This is a genomic window from Agathobacter sp. LCP21S3_B2, assembly GCF_052118705.1.
Lineage (GTDB): Bacteria > Bacillota > Clostridia > Lachnospirales > Lachnospiraceae > Roseburia.
The window spans coordinates 25,519-44,965 of the sequence record NZ_JBQKGQ010000005.1; the positions used below are offsets into that span (position 1 = coordinate 25,519).

Genomic DNA, 19,447 nt, shown 5'->3' on the forward strand with positions numbered 1-19,447 from the left:
ATTCACACATTAGTGCTTTAGCGGGCCGTCACCCTTTGTATATCCATCTTGTCCCATGATTTTTTGTAAGGCATTTGCTTTAGCAACTGTATCCATAGTTGCCACCTGATAAATATTATCAATCTTGTGTTCAACTGCAACTATAACCGTCTCAATTGATTCCATAACCTTATCATAAACCTTATCAATCTTATCTTTTGATACTCCAGCATATAAATATTGCTGGTATGAAAAAATTAATCTCAGTGTTTCAGGCAAATAATACGACGAAAATCTATGGGTGCCTTCAACTTTATCTGGATATTTTTCCAATGCTGCACTAAGCTTGTGCATCTTCTCTATGAGAATGCCTATTTGATTTTGCATCTCTTCGTCTATTTGACTATGCTGAACATCTTCGAAATAGAAAATATATGAATCAAGATCTGCTCCTTCAATCATCTCCTCTAACGTTGTCCCTGTCTGTACATAATCAACTTCACTACTATCTGTTAAGTTTTCTATGTTCTGCAATGCTTTGAACAAGATTTCTGTATTTGGAACTGAAATATAATAATTAGCATTTTCAGTAAGTATTTCAAGAATCTTTGGTGTGCCATCATACTCTAATACTGCTGCAATATCATCAATGAGCACCTCAAACACATCACTTCCGCCATAAAATCCTAACTTATTTGAAAAAAGATATACTTTTCCTTTTGTAGAAAGATACTGGTCATTGCCAACTTCCTTATAAAGAATCGAATGATCCACATAATGTATCAATTCATTTTCATCAATGGCTATCCCTAAATCTTCATGTGGAAATAAGGGTAGTTTACCATTCATAATAGTGGTAACGACTCCATCTGGTATAACACTTGAAATCTGTCTATCCATTCCAGAGTGCTCTGCAATATACTTATATAATTTTCTCGCTTTATCCATTACAACATCACTCTCCAATCCTAGTTGATTCTTTAGTGCTATCCTGACTCTAAAATATGGTCGACGCTTCTTTAAAACCATTTCATCTAAGTGAACCTTATTCGAACTATCCGAAAAACTCCACTCTTCAATTTCCAATTTGCTAAATCTTCTACAGTCTTTGAATGCCGATTTAGCTATCTCTGGCTCCTCTTCAAATTTAACTGTTTCCAAATAGATATCATGCATAAAACATTTATCTGGTATGAGGGTCGCTTTTTTCACAGATACAGATACTAATCTACTGCATAGCGCAAAGCTTTCTTCTTGCCAATTCTGTATAAATGCAATTTCTACTGTTTCAATACCTGATAACGTAAATGCATTTTTTCCTAAATAATCTAATTTTGAACGAATCTGTATGGTTTGCAACGATTCACATTCAGCAAATGCATTATCGCCTATGCTTTTTATACCAATTCCAAAATGAACAATCTTTAGATTACGGCATCCATAATAAGCATTATCCTTAATCGCTGTTACCGAATCAGGCAATTGAACATGTTCTAATATTAAATTGTCCGAAAATGCTCCCTCTCCAATCTCAATAACCTCTTGTCCTGAAATTTTTTCAGGAATCTCTACTCGATTGCTTTGCCCATTATATTTATCAATAGATATTTGACTTCGAGTAATGTTATGATAGGAGAACTCACCTGCATATGTATCGTTGTAATCCATTTAATTCATTCCTTTACTTAAAGCTAACCGCAAGTTTTGTTGTCATATTTTTATCTGTCAGCCAACTCAATACTACTGGAGTCAGATCATGAACACTTGCTTTTCCATCTGCTACCTTCTTGAGAAATTCTATGATTTGAGGTCCATCATCGCCAAGTCCCAAGTTATCAATAATTTCATCTGCTTCCTGCAACCCTTTTTTCATCTTATCCAGATTGTCTTGCTTAAACTCCCAGGATGCACCCATTTTAATTTTATTAGTAGCATAATCCACTTTTTCTCTCTCTGGGGCAATTCCCTTAACAGTCTGTAACATGTTAACTTTTTGTTCCGCTATCTTGTGGTAATGTTCAGACCATTCCTGTAAAATAGATTTCTTGATTGCCAAAACTTCTTTCTGTATGTAATTTGCTGTTGATTCCTGTACCATTCCACATGCTACTGCGTCACTTGATGATTTTAAAAGTCCAATGACTCTGCTTTTTGTTTCTGGCGAAACAGAGAAATCTAGCTGTAACATACTATTAGAAACTGCTTGTACAATAAAATGGCTCTCACTTACTGCTGTGGAATATATCTTGTCATTTTTTTCTTGCTTTTGAACATCATTTGAAGACTTCTCCAGCTCATGTATCTCCTTCATTGCGATGATACTCTGATCTAACAAATCTATCAGCATTACTTCACCTTCCAATCTGCAACTAATCTGCTATCAGCTTCAATCTTTTTACGCGACTCCTCGTATCTTGCACTTAAGTCTCCACCATTGTCTACAAAGATATTTTCTTTTCTCTTTGCAATGTCCCTGGCAACATACTCCACATCTTTCTGAACCGTCTGCAGTACCACAAGTAAACGTTCTAACTTGGATAGTGGGTCTTTTGAGAACATAAGTAACACATCTAATGCATCACCACTATCGATTCCTTTTTCAACTTCTCCAAATGCAACCGCAATGGTCTTAGCATCTTTCTTGATTCCATCCAATACTGGCATATTTCCATGAATATTGACGAGTGAAGAACTTGCCGTTTCATAAAAGTCTTTGATTTTATCAACAAGATCCTCAATATCCTCATCGTCAATATCTTCATAGTCCAGATAATTAGATATTTGCTTCAATAAACTATTCGCTTTTTCTTTTTCGGCATCTGCCACCTTTGGAATTCGTGTATATATTTTCTCATATATCTCTCGAATCTCTCGACGCTGTGGAATAGGATCATTCAACATAAGCTGGTCATCTGGAATAACCAACCTTGCCTTCTGCATTTTACGAACATCCGCATTAAACTCTGTTGCTCTTATAAATACCTGTGAAGATTTTAAATTACCCTGAATAATATTGTAATACTGAGTAATAACATCTTTAACCTTCTCATCATTATTGAGAACCATACTTACAAGAGAATTCCACTCTGAACAATGTGAATTCTGAACCGGCTTCTTCAAGTTCTTTGCCATCATGTTTGTTGCAGGGATTCCCTCTACCTTTGTTCCAGTGAATACTCCCTGAAGTATTTCTCTATACATCTCTGTTGCAAGTGCACAATCTTGATAATCAACTTGATGATTTTCAAACCGATTTACGGTATCAACAATAGTTTTTTTCCACTTTTCTACCCAAATCTGAACCCGGTATACCATCATTGAAGAGTTATCAAAATTCCAGCTTCCATTTCCAAGAGTAACATAAGCTAAAAATGCCTCTAATACTCCTTGTGTCTCTCTATCTGCCGGTAAAATTACTAGTGCATTCTTTGCTGCTCTTTTCTGACGCTCAAAACCAATAAAATCTTTTGTACCCTTGACTCTATTTAAATTATCAAGAGATACACCCTCTACCTGCCAATTTATTGCTGATATTAAGAATCTTTTATTAATCTCATCACGTGCTTTTGTGATATTCACTACATCCTTAGTTGTGGCACCAACATTTAAATCGCCACCATCGATCCATATCTGTAGAGTTCTCTGTCCCATTAAGAAATCTGCCATGGCAGGATCTACTGTAGGGGTAGAGTTTGGTGGTGTAACTGGCGGTACATTATCAGGAACATCATCAATTCCCACAGGTGGCTTAATCGTTGGCTTAATTGTTTTTTTACCACCTTTACGCCCTTCAAAAGTAGGTACTCCTAAATCTTCAAAGAATCCAATTGGCATTCCACCTAAATACTTAATACCATCTTCCTCATACTCTAAATCAGATGCGTCTCCCCATACTCTTATAAAACGTTCTACTCTATCAGCAGAATTTTCGTCAACATGCTGATGTATATAAGTACTTACATAGAGGCTTTCAAATGGAATATCATTGATTCTCTCGATTGTAAATTCTGGGAAACTATCCTTTTTAAAGAGATAATTTCTCATTGCTCTTTCAATAATATCTCTCAGCAAATATCTAGGTGTCCTATAATCAGGCTGTAAAATACACATATATAAATTAGTAATTGCTCGCTTAGTAAAAGGAAATAGTGATAATTCTTTTCCTTTTCCAACCGTGACTGTATCCCAATTTGCCTTTTCTTCGCCTTTATGTATTGGATATTCTTTCATTGAAGCACCATTTTTTGCCCATTCATCCAATACATCGCCACGCAAAGACATTGCGTTCAAATATCTTCCTACAAATTCATACAGAGAGTCTTGATTTTCTCCAAATACATCATTGGGAATATAGAAAAATTGTGTTACTCTATCTTTATGGTTATCCATAAAATTTACGTTAAAATACTTTTCTGTTGTTCCAACTATTGATGAAATCCTACATAACTCCTGACTTTCATACATTCCGGTATGCTCAGTTGTCAATACGTTCAACAGCGCTACATTTACTCCCGTAAATGCAGTAACATCTTCGATAAGTAATGTAAGATTTTTCCCCTGTCGTTTAATTTCTTTTCTAATTTCAACAAATACCTGTTCAAAATCGCCTGGCTCTAATCCTGCACATGTCTGAATAACCTTATTTACTAATGTATTCATATAATCTGCCAATCGCTCAGGCATTTCTTCATCCGCCAGTATAGCATTGGCCATTTTCATAGCATTTTTAGCAGCACCGTTAGTAATCATGTCATCGCAGAAATTAACATCCACCTCAAAGTCTGATGTTTCAAATAATGCCATAACATCTCTGCTATCACCAGTCTCATTTTCTGCAACTTTTTGATAAATACGATCAATAGCACCTTCTTCTCTCATAAGATTCGACTGAAACTGTTCATATTGCAGAAGCTCAACTAATCTCTTTTTCTCATTATTACTTAATATTTCATCATTTTCATCATTCTTTATTTCTACAATAAAGTTCTGATAAATCATATCCCTAAGCTTTTTATTATCTATTGTAGAAGTTGCTCGTACCAATCTATCATACACAGCCTTATTAGGAATGTTTGCAACTTCTGGAAGTTCAAGCAACTGTTTAATTGTCCCTTTTAAACTGTTATCACTTCTTCGAACAAAAAGGACAACCTCATTCTCTGGCACTGATTGCTCTAGTCGTGCTGCAAACCATCTTATTAAATGTGACTTACCTGCGCCACTCGAGCCAATGACTATAATGAACTGATGATTATTCTCGGAATTTAAAACATACTTATTAAATACTTGTTCCTCAGACATCACTTTATCTGATTTACTATCCCATTTTTTTCTTATATGTATATTATTTACTGGAACATGTGTAGCTAAAAAGTCAGCCTGTGTGCTTGTAACAGTATCTATACGAATCACTTCGCCAATTCTACTCTTTGCAATTTCCGAATTCATACGTTACCTCCTTACTGTGACATGTGTTACTGTCGATTTTATCGTATGTAATTCTGCTTCATATAAAAACCACATATCTCCACTATCCAATTTATGTGATAACTGAATAACGCCTTCGTCATGAAGAGCTCGTAATCCATTTGACATTGCCATATTAATTTTTTTATTACCATCAATGTCTGATAATCCAATTTCTGCATAAGGTTTAATCGCTAAAATGAAATCTGTAAAAGTATATTCTTCCCCCTTTTTTAATTTTGTAACAGCAAGCACTGATCTTAGGTATTGATGCATATTAGGCAGTAGTATCATGTCATGTAAATTTCCAAGTCCTAAATACGATGCCCAAAATCTCCAAGCACGCATATCATCCTCAAAAACCGGCACTCCTATTGTTTTAGACATATGTTCAACAAGTGAAGCTTCTGACACTGCCTTATATTTAAAAACCTGCTCATTCATTGATAAATACACTTTTGATACTTCAAAAAATAGTCCATCTGTGATTGCAGCAATGTTGCTAACAATATATTCTCTCAATGCGTCATATGATGCTACTTGTTTTGATTCAACAGCAAGAGAAATCTCTCCTTCTTTTACAGATATTAATCCTAGCTGTCTTGCTGCATCACGAACGGTTCCAAAATATTTTGTTGCACCTCCCAAATCTGATGGCTCTAACAATTCTCTCAAATCACTTTCCTGCATTGATCGACTTTTTACTGCTTGGCAAAGTGCATATACTCTTTCTGGTATTGCAGAAGTTTTCATTCTATCTTCAAACATATTATTACATCCTTTCAATCAAGTATTCTTCAATAACAGGTCCATCAACTATAGATGAAACTGTTTTATTTACTTCATTGCAATATATATCTTCTCGAAAGACATGCAATAAACGAACTTCTCTCGTTCCCAATGTCTTTCGTAATCTGCTCAGCTTTTTATAAATATCTTGTTCAGTATTTCCATATAAAACTACCGCATCTCCTGCAAAGTAATAATAATCACCATGTTCTACCAAACGCATAAACTCGTTCATACCTAATAAATTGACATCCGTCCATTCAGAAATACTATTTAATAGATTAAAATAACTGCTTTGCTCCTCATCGTTAATAATGACAGTTGAAAATCCTCTATTAATCACTCGTCCTATTAACTCGGTATTATCAATATCCGAAAATAGTATTGCTTCATTAGAACTTGCAAACATGTTATCCAGTTCAACGGAAAACTTACGAGTAGGTGCTGGTACCTTTTTAACCAACTCAAATCTCATAGGATCTGAATCAACAATATTTTTATGGTTATCACAGCCAGCACAATACTCTGAAACCATACTATATGTACTATTAAAGAACATCTCAGACCAACACATCCTTTTACCTTGCTTCACAGCACGACTCATGGTTTTAAAATCTTTTTCATTCTTGGTCCATTCTTTTGCGCGTACTTCCTCTATCAGTGCTTTTGTCTGATCTGTAATTTGCAACAATCTTTTATCTAAAATCGAAACTCTAATAAAATAAACCTGAGTTTTTGGATCAACTACCATATCGAGTATTTTTATTAGGTTGTATCTTCTTAATAATAGAATTACATATATATTCCATTTTTGATCAACCGTACTTGTATCCTCGGCATAATCTACGCTATTGTAATTTGGCTTTACTGATGTATCCAAAGTACAATAATCAATTCCTCTAGTAGATGTATGACTATTAAGCATACTATCCCATCTACCTAATATCTTGTCACTTCCTAAAACCTTATCTGTCATAACAAATGCAGATTCCAGATCTTCATCTGGATATACACACATTACACTCAAACAAGGGAGTCCATCTCTTCCACCTCTACCTAATTCCTGGTAATATGCATTCGGATTATCCGGCACATATAAATGCAATACGGTTCTTACATCGCTTTTATCTACACCAACTCCAAATGCAGATGTGGCTACAATGATATCAAACTCATTTTCGGACCACTCGTCAATGATCCTCGAACGCTCATCTGCTTTTGTTTTTCCAGTAAATGTTTCAACATTTGTGATACCGATCTCTGCTGCCATTTCTTTAACCTTTTCCGCTTGATCTGGTCTCATTACGTAGACAACCATTGGTCGAGGTAAACATCTCAGCAATTCTCTTGTCTTCTCATTTTTATCTCTAAAAGATGTAGCGGTAACAAGTTCAAATCTAGGTTCTCTTCTCAGTGCATCACATCTTATCTCAATCCACTTATCTCCCGTAGCGAACATACTCTGAAGAATCTTAACTGTATTCTTCTTATAAGTTGCAGAAAGCAATACTGTCTTTAGCTTAGAGTTTTTCTCATACAGATTGTTTCTCCAAGGCTCCAGGCATTGATAATCTACACGGAAGAAATTTCCCCACTCAATTACTATATGAGCCTCATCAATTATAAGATTTCTCAAATATCCAGAATCGTTAGCTACATCTATGACTTGCTTAAACACTTCGTTTTTAATCAATGCTTCTGGCGAAATAAAAAGCAGTCTAAGCTTTCTATTCTTGATTCTATCAATAATGCTTCTTTTTTCTTCTTTAGACAAATCACTATAATAGCATGCAATCTCTGATTCCATAGCCACTTTGATGTTGTCTTTTGCTACTCGTACCTGATCCATTGCAAGAGATACTGTAGGTACTACCGTAATTGTTAATCCATCCTTTTTTTGATATGCCATCGTTTGAGTAATCAAACTTTTTCCACCGCCTGTCGGCAACGACACTAACGCTGTATAACCTTCCGGCATATTCAATGCTCCATTAACCGCTAACTTCTGTCGTATAGATTTGAACTTTTTAAAACCTGTCAATCTATAGATGTTTGGGGTTACTCCTAAGAAATACCGTTCATCCTTTTTGGGTTCTATATAATCTTCCATAAATCCCTGTTTAATAATATCAGTATTCATATAGTCAGGCAGATTTAGAGTAGCATAACAAAGCCCTTCTGAATCTGTACGTAAACCATATGGATTATCTTTAATGTCTATGTCCTCTGGTAAATGTACTGATGTCTGAAAAACTAACAAATAATTTCTGAGTGAAATCAGCAAGTCATCTTTTGATATTCTTCGAGCTCTGTACATCTTTATAAATTTTGATAACCTGAATGCTGTCATGTATCTATATTTTTCAATACCATCCTTAGGGCAATTATCAGCACTGATTCCACCTAATTCATTATCTAATATTTTTTGTATGCACTCTTCAATCTGTTCCTTAATCATGTGTCTTCCTCACCATAACAAATGCTGCTGCCTCTAGCTCCACTTTTGTAGTTCTCAAAGCTTCCAATACGGTTTCATAGGTTTGTTTCTTTTGTTCTATTTCGCCCACATCGACTCCAAAGAACTTTGCTTGTGCCACTTCCGCATTTAATGTCTGTTCTATGCTTGCTGCTGCTAGTTTTAAATTATTGCTAGCTTTCATTTTTTCTTTTACTTGATTCTTTGCCATTTTCATAGAAATTGATACAAAGCTTGCCCACTTATCTTCCGGATAAACCTGTCTAAACCAATCTATATTTGCACATCCATATCTTTCCTTTATATGTAAAGAATCAGTTTTTGCTGTTCTTCGTCCAAGATGAACAACATCCTTTTGAATATGAGACGTAGACTCTTTTGAAATAGTCTCAAGCAATTTCAATACCTTATCTACTGGAACATGCTCATATTTTTGTGTGCTAATTGCAGTTGATATCTGATCAACTGATATATAACTTTTATATTGCCTTATTGCGGTAAGAGGAATCCCCTTTTCTAAAAGTATCTGTTCATTTGGATATAAGTTCCATGTATAAACAATTCCTCTCCATTCGAAATCCGCCTCTAGTGCAATCGCCGTACATGTCCCTTTGTAAGAATTCATTGCATTATCCACAATACAATCAAACACTTCATCACCAGGTGCAAAGAAATGCAGATAATCATTTTCTATTGCAATCTCACGGTTGAATGTACCAACGATTTCTCTGCTTCCCGTAGCATCCTTCTTACCGGTTCTTTCTTCGTACAATTCTCTTATTCTTCTTGAGAATGCATTTGAGGTACGATTAATATATTCCATCCAATTCGGTGGAATTAACATAGAATTCTCTGCTGACTTAATTGAAAATGAACTCTCATTAAATCGCACTATTCCATCTTTATTAAACTGACCTTTCAGACCTGCAAGACTTGCCCATCCCATCATTGTATTAGCAAATAACTCATTTTCATTTGATGTATAATAGCGCAATAATCTCTTCAGCTCTTGATTTAATGTTGCATATATGAATGCAGCTGAATCAAAATGCTGTTCCTCTCTTACCTCTTTTTCCATCTTCTGAGAAGACTCGATGATTTCAGATATCGCATTAGAAATTCCATATCTGAAATCGCTGGTTACTGCATGAATAATACTCTCATTGATTTCATTCATAATAATTTCTAGTCCACTTAGTGACTTAGTAAAAATATTAAGTCCTTTGTTCCAGAAATTATATAGTTCTTCTTCTAGTGTTTCCTTTGCATATATAACTACAGAACAAACATCTTTGTCCACCGGCCTTCCCAATCTATCGAGTCGTCCAATTCTTTGTTCAATAGCATTAGCATCCCAAGGTAAATCAATATGGATTACGAAGTCTGCACCTTGCAAATTTCGTCCTTCACCACCAGTTTCATCACAGAGTAGTATTTTACATTCATCCTCATTCTGGAAACGATATATGCTTAATTCCAATTCTTCTTCATCCATATTTTTATTGAAAAGCGCGATTTTTTCCTCCCCAAAATAGGTTTGTAATACATGTCCATATTTTTCAAAGGTCTCTGCATAGTTTGTAAAAACTACAACCTTTTCCCCATATATTTCCTGATCAATAAAATCGACAATACTGAGGATCCTGCTAGAATAGTTATATGGCTCTGCTAACACATTATCTAATTCTTTGAGCATCCATTCTTCTGCATTCAACCATTCCTTTGCATTTTCTTCTACATCTGGATCAACTGCTAAACCTTTATTCTTTTGCATCTGTATCTCTTTGTTAAACGCCCACGAAGAGCTAAAGAAAGCAGTCAATAAAGGAATGTAATACTTTTCAAAATCTACAGATGAAATTTCTTGTCCACTAATCCAATCTACAATTGCTTGATATGTAGTATGCTCATAAGTATTTTTATCAGGATCAAGTGTATACTCAATCTCTCTTACCGTTCTCTTAGGTAAATACTCCTCCATATACCTTCGTCTATTGCGAATAATATTTTTCTCTAACTGATAGTTCTCACAAATATAGAGCAGAGCTTCCTGAATCGCACTTTTTCCATAATCAGCACTATCAATATCTATCTCTGATAATATACTCTTAAATCCATCGTCTTCTATTAGTTTTGAAATTCTCTTTAGTCCGTTTATGACATCATCAAATAAATCTGTACACTCTTCATTGTGTGAAGGATTTTCACCATTTTCAATAGCATCTGCTATATTGTCGATATAATCATCAAAGTCCTGTAATACAAGATATGTACTTTTGGTAATGCTTTTCTGTTTATCTACAAGTGCTTGAAAATCATCAGGCGAGAACTGATCATACTTATCCGGCATAATCAACTGAAGTAATTCTAAATATGCTTCCTTCTTCTGCTGAACTGGAGTTGCAGAAAGTAATAGAATATTCTCCGTTCGCTTACTTAATGAGTGAAAATATGTATATAATCTTCTATTTGCCAGCAACTTGTGTGCTTCATCTGCAATAACAAAATCCCATCGAGTATTGATATGATTTTCGATATCTTCTTCTGCAATCAACTGAACATAATTATCGTTAATATTTTGTCCAGGAATTATTTCAAACTTGATTAATAATTCAGTTCTCCATTGTGCAACCAATGGACGAGGCACTGCTATAAGAATTTTCTTATTTGAATTATGAAGTAAATATACTTTTAATACAGATGCTGCTTCAATAGTTTTACCCATACCCACTTCATCTGCTAACATGACTCTGCAATTCTTTTCCTGAAGACATCTCATGATGGTCTTTAATTGATGCTCTTTCAAGAATATTTTGCATCCCGCTAACTCTTTAAAACCAAATACTGAATTATCTAAGACTTTAACTGTCTTACTTACTATGCTTCTGCCAAAGTACCATGCTGGATTTTGAAATTCATAACTTCTCAACTGCTCTGCTGGTGATATTCTTCCTCCATTAAACGGCGCATCTACAGCATCCTCTCTCACCTTAATTACCTTATCTGTAAATTCTTCTTTCAGATAATAGTAGTACCACTCATCTTCTTTTAGCGTTGAAAGAATTGTATATCTACCACCTCTATACATTACATATGACTCTCTATGTAATGTACATCTTTTTACATACTCATATGGTAACTCAGCTTTTTCCGGTATATTTTCATAGTAGTTTCTAAATCCAAATGGATCTAAAAATGCAACACTAACATTCTCTGTAAAGTCGTCAGTTTCTATAATTTTTCCAGTAATGAAGTTCCTTGGATCTTCAAAGTCTGCAACAGGACATCTGACATACATTCCTCTTTCCAAACGCTTCACCTCCATTAGATTTCAATTAATGATTTGTAGCTTTCGAGACATTTTTCTCTAACTGCACACCATTGACACCATATATTTGCTTCTTTACTATAATTTGCTTCTTTGAGATTTTCTGGAAGAAATTTCTTTTTCTCCGCTACTGTCAAATCATTAAATTTTCCTAGTAGTACATTCTCTTGATTCTCGTTCTCCAAATGAAGATATATAAATTCCTCCTTTTTTCTCATCATATCAGTATCAGTATCATCAAGTTTTGGAAACTGCTTAATTTTTCCATCTTTTAATGCTTGATGAATAATAGCGTTTTTTGTGTTTGTTTTTATATCTGTCATTTCAGATTCATTTAAGAACCTAAAATATCTACTCAAACGACTTGTTGCATCGTCCAATGCTTCATTCATAATTGCTTCTGTTGCAATTTGTCCTTCAAGTTTTCGCCGAACAATATTTGCCAACATTATTTCCATGTATTTAGACTGTAAAAACCTATCCTGATATATCGTTCCACCTTCTATCAATGATTCTAAAGCGAAACGATATCCACAGATTCTTCTTCTAAATCCATCTAAATCCACAAATTTACTTCTATTAACACCAAGATTCACCGTCAAGTCTAAATTCTGTTTTGTTGATGCTGTATTATGAATGTTTCTTTCTGTCTTAACACCTAATAACTTAAGGATATAGTACAACTCGTTTTGCTTATCATCATCATTTTTTATATAACTTAATTTAAAGTTGCATCTATTAAACTCTAGTCCATAAACCAGGGCATACCTCTTAAAATGCTTATATTCCTTTCTTGACTTAACATACACTTGATATTTCCAATCTAATGGCTCATATGCTTTCTCAAAAAACTCTATAGTAAGCGGCCACGGAAACTGATCTTCTCTTTTAACATTCATATCAGCGTCTGACACGCATGCAAAATGATAAATAATATCTGCTTCCTGGGTAGAACTTTTCAGTACATCACCATCTATTTGCTGAAAATCTCTGACTATCCAATTTGCGCTTTCACCTTTTTGACTTTCTTGCTTAAGATAATATGCCATCGTATCTTTTAGACAATCAAATGTGCTGGTTGTTTCTATTTTTTCTACTTCTTCTAATCTAGCTAACAGTCGTAGCAAAATGTCTTGAAACTCTGTTTCAGCATCAGCTGTCGGAAGAATTTGCGTCTCTACGAAATCTTTTATCTTCTCATAGAAATGTTTAAAATTATTGTTCTCATTTTCGAAATCTTCGTAAAACAATTTTGTTATCTTATTAAGAGTTTCCAATGCCTCAATCAATTCATCTATTGATTCTAAATCGACATTATAATAAGCAAGTCTATTTAATTGCTCTGCATATTCCGCTTTTCCCTTATTTAATTTTGAAATTTGTTTTCTCAATTTCTTCAGGAGGTCTATAACCCCCTCTGATTCATTGTCGCCCTCTAAAACAGTTGCTCTTGAAAAGTAGTTCTTAGTCGAATTAAAAGTTGTAATCAATGAACCTGGAATTTTCTCATACAAAGCACCTGAATATAAGCACTCTGCAATATCATTCATATTCTCAATTTTAATTCCGCCATTTTCACTATCCCACATATTGGTAACTGCCACAAAAAAATGTCCAATCGGATAAGCCAAGAAATGTCTCTCACCAAATTGTTCCGGGAAATATACCTTCAAAATATCATTCACTGAATTATTTGCAGAATAAAACTGTTCTCTCATATAAGATAATGCTGATCCTTTTTTATTTTCATCTTCGTGATATTTTCTAGATGCATCCTCAAATATCTGAGCAACATATGCAGAAAATTCAGTAATATTATTAAATTCTATTACACTTATATCATTAAGTACTCTACTCTTTTCCGTTAGAGTACCATCTGCCAGTTTACCAATTTGATCTGCTAGCACATTTCCTTTATAGCTTGCCTGTAATAACGTTGAAGGTATAAATTCATTATTGAACTGACTCTTTATGTTCAAATCAAAGCAAGAATACACATCAAGCCAAGTTTGATAGATTTCTTTGTACTGCTGCTGATAGTTAAATAGAAGTACAACCCTCTTGTATTTGGCAACCTCTTCAATCATTGACAATATAGTTGGAGTAAATTGGTGGATTCCATGAATCACTACCGTATTACAATCTATTTTTTCAACTGACTTTGCTTCTTTTCCTCTTCTTACATCTTTAGCAACTAATGCCGTTTTAACAGCTTGATCGATTTCTTTGTCACTAAAATTTCTTCTTAAAGTAAACTTTTTCGCATTCTCACCATTAAGAATTGCTTTGTAAGCCGCAACAAGATACAACTGTTCCTCTGTTATTTTCTTTATTTTAAGATTTTTTAGTGAAAGTCCCATCTCAGCCATCAACCGAATACTATCTAGTAAGCTGCTTTTGTTAAAACGTAATGACTGTTTTATTTTTTTCCATCTATCCGGTTCTATATTTGGTGTTACTGTATCCAGTGTATTTGTCAGTATCGTGTACTGTTCAATATACGTCTTTGTATCGAACCAATTCGGATATAAAGCTTCTACAAGTTCTTCTACAGTTGCCAATTGTCCATCATTCAGCTCACTATATACTGCTGACAATCCATTGACCATCGTCTGTGACACGCAAAAATGAGCGCAGTTTTTTATCGAATCCCAAAAGGGTTCGTTATTTATTTCATATGGATTGCTGTAAGTATATATTGATAAGGACATCTTATACCTCCATTAAATTCTGCCATGATATCTTACTCTTGGATTTTACGTCTTTCATCCAAACAACATTTCTTATGGCTCTGGTAAGTGCTACATATAATACTCTACTTTCTTCATTTACTCGCTCAGTTTGTTCCTGCGATATATCATAATTGGAATTATATTTTTTATTTGGTTCATCACCGATTCTGATTCCATATGCCAATTTGTCATTCTCAACATATACATCTAAATCCGCCTTCTTCATGGATGCAATATCCATACCCATATAAGGCATAATTACGCATCCATATTCCAATCCTTTAGCTTTATGCACAGTAGTGCATATCACTCTAATATCGTCGGTTTCATTTTCAACATTACGTGCTAATTCCTCTTGTTTTGTCACAATGTTAATATGCATACTGTGTTCAATTACATTTAGTGTCAAATAATCGACGCTATACGTTTTTATGATTTTCTCCAATACCAACTCATAATTTGCTTTATAGAATTTTTGTTCATTTTCATTATCTGAGTAACGGAACCATGGTTGGCAACCTTCATAAATATTTCTTAATAACATCAATATAGGTTGGATCTTGGTATCACTGATAATTTGTTCCCAATTTCTATTTAACTTGCCAATAAAATACTGATTTAAAACTTCTATTAATTTTGATACCTGATCTTCTCTGTCAAGTCCGTGTAATCCTTGTATATCTAAATCTATTCCTATATAATTTGAATCAATCAAATTAAACAAGCATACTGGATCTCTAGGATTCAATAATGCTAATACCAGCTTGTATAAATCCAACGCAGGTGTAAGTTGATACAAATCTCCACCTACTTGTGTTTCGATAAATTCACCGCGTACCTTTGCCTCTTCTAGAATGTCATGAATTTGCCAATTATCTCTAACAAGAATTGCAATCATCATATCCTTGCTTGTAAGTTTATGATGTGTTGAAAGATATTTGATAATGTCTTTCTGCCTCTCAATCTCTGCAAAAAGAACGTCCATTCTCTGTTCATCGCCTTCATACTCTAACTTAGTAATCAAATCATGTGCTGGAAGAAAAGTATCAATACTACTACTTAATGAATCTCGGCCTTGCAAGAATGGTAAATATCCTCTACTTCCCATTTTTGAGAAAATACCATCAAATTTATCCAACAATCTTTTATCTGTTCGATAGTTTATTGTAAGCGAAAATTCTTCCCACTGAGATTCATCCGTTCTGATTAAATCAAAAGCACTAATTGTTGCCCCTCTGAAACGATAAATACTTTGCTTTAAGTCTCCCACTACAAATAGCTTTACATTTTTTATTACATTTTGTAATTTCAAAAAAGAATCTATTTGTACATCATCTGTGTCCTGAAATTCATCAATAAACAAGTATTTATATCTCAAACCACATTTTTCCCTAAAAGCTCCATTCACCGCATCATTTAATAGCAACATGCTTTCTTTAAGATCAATCTTATTCTTAGAGAAAATTTGCTCTTCGTATTCTTTTTCTGCTGGTATCATAACTTCCATAATAACTTCATTGAAAAATGGCCATTCCTCAAAAGTACCTAAATTCTCAGCTTTTAATTCTTTTATTCCGTAGCTTTTGTTATAAAGCTGTTGTGAGAAATGCATCAGTAATTTTCGGAATTTATGTACTGGCATTCTTAGTTGTTGCGCAAAATTAGCTTCTTCTTTTTGCTTTCTTACTAAGAAATCATTCAAATATTTTTCATATACCTGCTCTTTAGCATATTCACTTGAAGAAATTGCAAATTCTGCACCCAATCCATACTCCATAGCTGTGCTTTGTAACACGACTTTTGCGAACTTATGTATAGTAGATATCTGCATCAAATCAACTGCTTCTATTTCATGCAATACCTTCTTATTCTTGGTGAGTATGTAACAATTCATAAAATATTGTTTTAGTCTCACCTTCATGTTATCAGCCGCTTCGTTCGTAAATGTTACCATTGCAATTTCATCTACAAGATTATTTACAAAGTGACTTCTACTTAAGCATAAATACGCAATGCGGGATACCATCGAATAAGTTTTTCCTGTTCCAGCACCCGCTTGAACAAGTATGTTTTTGTTCCCTTTAGCATGTTCTACTTTATATTGATCAAAATTCCAGTTTGTAGAATTTGCAACACCCTCAAGAACTGACTCCTGCTGTTCTGTGTATTGCCCCTCAACAACAATAAATTCATCCGTATCCAAATCAAGGTTGTGTATATATATTTCAAAATTAAATATTCTAAACGAGTTATCGTTACATAAAAACTCTGGCTGCACTTCATCAGCTTCGGCTAATCTAATATCTCCTTTATCAGATATAATACCTCTTTTTCGGAATCCATCTGCAATCTTAGAGGCAATCATGTTTAAATCATCTTCCTTCTTTACAAAGGCTATTACCTTTGTCCCCGAAAAATAGGAATTAACTAAATCATCTGTTTCTGATTCGGATAAATTTCCATTGAAAATTTTTAATATAGAATACGCATCAGCAACTTCTGTTATTTGTTCGTCTTTTGCTTTATATGACGGTTCAAAGTATTGTCTAACCACCGCCATTGCACCTTCATCAAAAGGCGTACTATTAAGAGGTTTCTTTTTCACAAATGCATTTGAAATCTTTTGTCCCAACTTACTAGCAGAACTTAAGTCGTCTGAAAAAATAGTAAAATCTTTTGAAGATACTACATCAAGTCTTACATCTCTGTACTCCTTCTCAGAAATAAACGGATAACAAACCATTGATAATACAACTGGACTGATTCCAAATTGATCATTAAGGAAATTCAACCAGTCAAATCTATATCCTCTTGCCTGTTTTTCCGGAGAACCGTATACTTTTGACTCTCCTTCAATAATGATTTCATCTGGGCTTTTTACATCAAAAATATACTGTGCCTGCCAGCCCTTAACTTCTATTACCATTATTCCAACATTTTTAATCAAAAGGGCAAAGTCAAACTCTCTGTCATCTACAACCTCGCGATGATTATATACAACGACATCGTTAGGCAATAATGAAGATAGTTTTTCCCATACTAATGCTTCACCTTTATATTCAGTTGGCTTATTATCCATCATTAGTGCCATAACGCATCTGTCCTCCTAAATTTCTGCTCTAAGTAACTTTATGAACTCATTTATATCACTTTCAGTCGTAAATTTATTGATTGAAACCCTTAACACCTTAGTAACTTTATCACCTAATCCCAATGCCTGAATTACATAGGAAGGCTCTCCGGCACTACAAGCAGATCCAGTGGATAACGCTACTTCTTCACTAATTTTCTTAATAAATCGTTCATTATGGAAATCTTCTTTCTCAACTACAAGACTAACAATTCCAGGTATACGCTTTGACTCATTGACCGTAGTATGGATTCCATCAATATTTGCAATTCCATGTAGCAATAATTCATCGAGCTTTTGAATATGAGTTTCATTTTTTTTCATGTCTCTAAGTGCAATCTCAGCAGCTTTTCCAAAACCAACTATATTATGCACTGCGTGTGTTCCTGCACGGTATCCAAATTCCTGCTCACCACCATGCATAAATGCAGTAATCGGAGCAATACCATATGCATCAGACTTCATATATGCTGCCCCAATTCCTTTTGGACCATATATTTTATGGGCAGAACATGATGCATAATCGATTCCTAATTTCTTCACATCGATTTCTAATTTTCCTAAAGCCTGCGTCAAATCAGAATGCAGTGCTATATTATGACTTTTACAAATCTCGGACACCCTACTCACATCACTAATCGATCCTATTTCGTTATTTACATAAAGTATAGATACGAGTGCAGTGTTTTCTTTTATAGCCTTTTCTATCTCTTCAACACTTATTTCTCCATTAGAGGTAACTCCAACAAATGATGCTTCAAATCCCCGATCTACCCTTTTTTTCTCTCCAAATAAAGATATGGTTGGATCATTATTTGAATACAATTCTCCATTTAAATACCTGCATGTATTCAGAGTCGCTTTATGCTCCACACGCGATGTAATTACATGATTTTTTCCATCACCATAATATTTTCTATAATCCAAATATCCCTTGATAATAAAATTGGTACTCTCTGTTGCTCCAGCTGTGAATATTATCTCCTCTGGCTTAGCACCAATGAGCTTTGCAACCTTTTCTCTTGCCTCTTCTACAGCAGCCTTTGCATTCGTTGCTTTACAATAATATTTACTTGAAGGGTTCCCAAATTCCTCACTAAGATATGGAAGCATTGCATCTCTAACTTCCTCATCAATCGGTGAGGTTGCACTATTATCTAAATAAATCACACTGTGTCCCCCTCTCCTAAAACTTGCAGAATGTACTTATCCATATTTCCCGCATGATTATACATATCTAAAAGGAGTTGGCTTCCTCTGTCTATATGAGCTTTGACATACTGTGGAAAATACTCTTCATCTGACAAATATCTTCCTTCTACCTGTTCAATAAGCACCTTAAAGTACGTATCGTTATCGCCAGTAATCGTCTGTCTATTCAAATCCAAACCATCTGAATCTGATTTATAATCTCCTACAGGTGTTTTTTCCATTAGAGACCAAGCTATTGCATGTTTTACCAATGTATAAGGCTTGTAATTTGTTCTTTTTTCTAATTCTTCAAAGATTTCTTGCGTTCTCTTCGATGTTTTTAATCTAAATATCAT

The 19,447-nt window shown here is 34.4% G+C and carries 10 protein-coding genes; all 10 read right to left on the bottom strand.

Annotated features, from left to right (window positions below; all coding sequences use genetic code 11):
• Positions 1–9: 9 nt before the first annotated feature.
• From ACTQ1L_RS04790 to ACTQ1L_RS04835, 10 genes are read right to left on the bottom strand one after another with little or no spacing between them, the layout of a single operon-like run.
• A complete protein-coding gene (locus ACTQ1L_RS04790) occupies positions 10–1,647 on the bottom strand; it encodes a leucine-rich repeat protein (RefSeq protein ID WP_441365689.1) in 1,638 nt (545 codons plus the stop codon).
• A gap of 13 nt (positions 1,648–1,660) precedes the next feature.
• Positions 1,661–2,326, bottom strand: a complete 666-nt coding sequence (locus ACTQ1L_RS04795) for a hypothetical protein (protein ID WP_441365690.1) — start codon at positions 2,324–2,326, stop codon at positions 1,661–1,663.
• A complete protein-coding gene (locus tag ACTQ1L_RS04800) occupies positions 2,326–5,427 on the bottom strand; it encodes a hypothetical protein (RefSeq protein WP_441365692.1) in 3,102 nt (1,033 codons plus the stop codon). Before ACTQ1L_RS04800 ends, ACTQ1L_RS04795 begins: the two co-directional genes overlap by 1 nt.
• A gap of 3 nt (positions 5,428–5,430) precedes the next feature.
• Positions 5,431–6,213 (bottom strand): hypothetical protein, encoded by a 783-nt coding sequence (locus tag ACTQ1L_RS04805; protein ID WP_441365694.1) that lies wholly within the window; start codon positions 6,211–6,213, stop codon positions 5,431–5,433.
• A 4-nt stretch (positions 6,214–6,217) separates the two neighbouring features.
• Positions 6,218–8,692, bottom strand: a complete 2,475-nt coding sequence (locus tag ACTQ1L_RS04810; RefSeq protein WP_441365696.1) for a helicase-related protein — start codon at positions 8,690–8,692, stop codon at positions 6,218–6,220.
• Positions 8,685–12,020: an SNF2-related protein gene (locus tag ACTQ1L_RS04815; protein WP_441365698.1), complete on the bottom strand. Its 3,336-nt coding sequence runs from the start codon at positions 12,018–12,020 to the stop codon at positions 8,685–8,687. The genes ACTQ1L_RS04810 and ACTQ1L_RS04815 overlap by 8 nt, the downstream gene beginning before the upstream one ends.
• A 14-nt stretch (positions 12,021–12,034) precedes the next feature.
• Complete coding sequence (locus ACTQ1L_RS04820) at positions 12,035–14,749, bottom strand: hypothetical protein (RefSeq protein WP_441365699.1); 2,715 nt, start codon at positions 14,747–14,749, stop codon at positions 12,035–12,037.
• A gap of 1 nt (position 14,750) precedes the next feature.
• The gene (locus ACTQ1L_RS04825) at positions 14,751–17,861 is read right to left on the bottom strand and encodes a UvrD-helicase domain-containing protein (protein ID WP_441365701.1); all 3,111 of its coding nucleotides are present in this window, start codon (positions 17,859–17,861) and stop codon (positions 14,751–14,753) included.
• A 15-nt stretch (positions 17,862–17,876) separates the two neighbouring features.
• Positions 17,877–19,070: a cysteine desulfurase family protein gene (locus tag ACTQ1L_RS04830; RefSeq protein ID WP_441365702.1), complete on the bottom strand. Its 1,194-nt coding sequence runs from the start codon at positions 19,068–19,070 to the stop codon at positions 17,877–17,879.
• Positions 19,067–19,447, bottom strand: coding sequence for a DndE family protein (locus tag ACTQ1L_RS04835; RefSeq protein ID WP_441365704.1), 381 nt, complete (start codon positions 19,445–19,447; stop codon positions 19,067–19,069). The genes ACTQ1L_RS04830 and ACTQ1L_RS04835 overlap by 4 nt, the downstream gene beginning before the upstream one ends.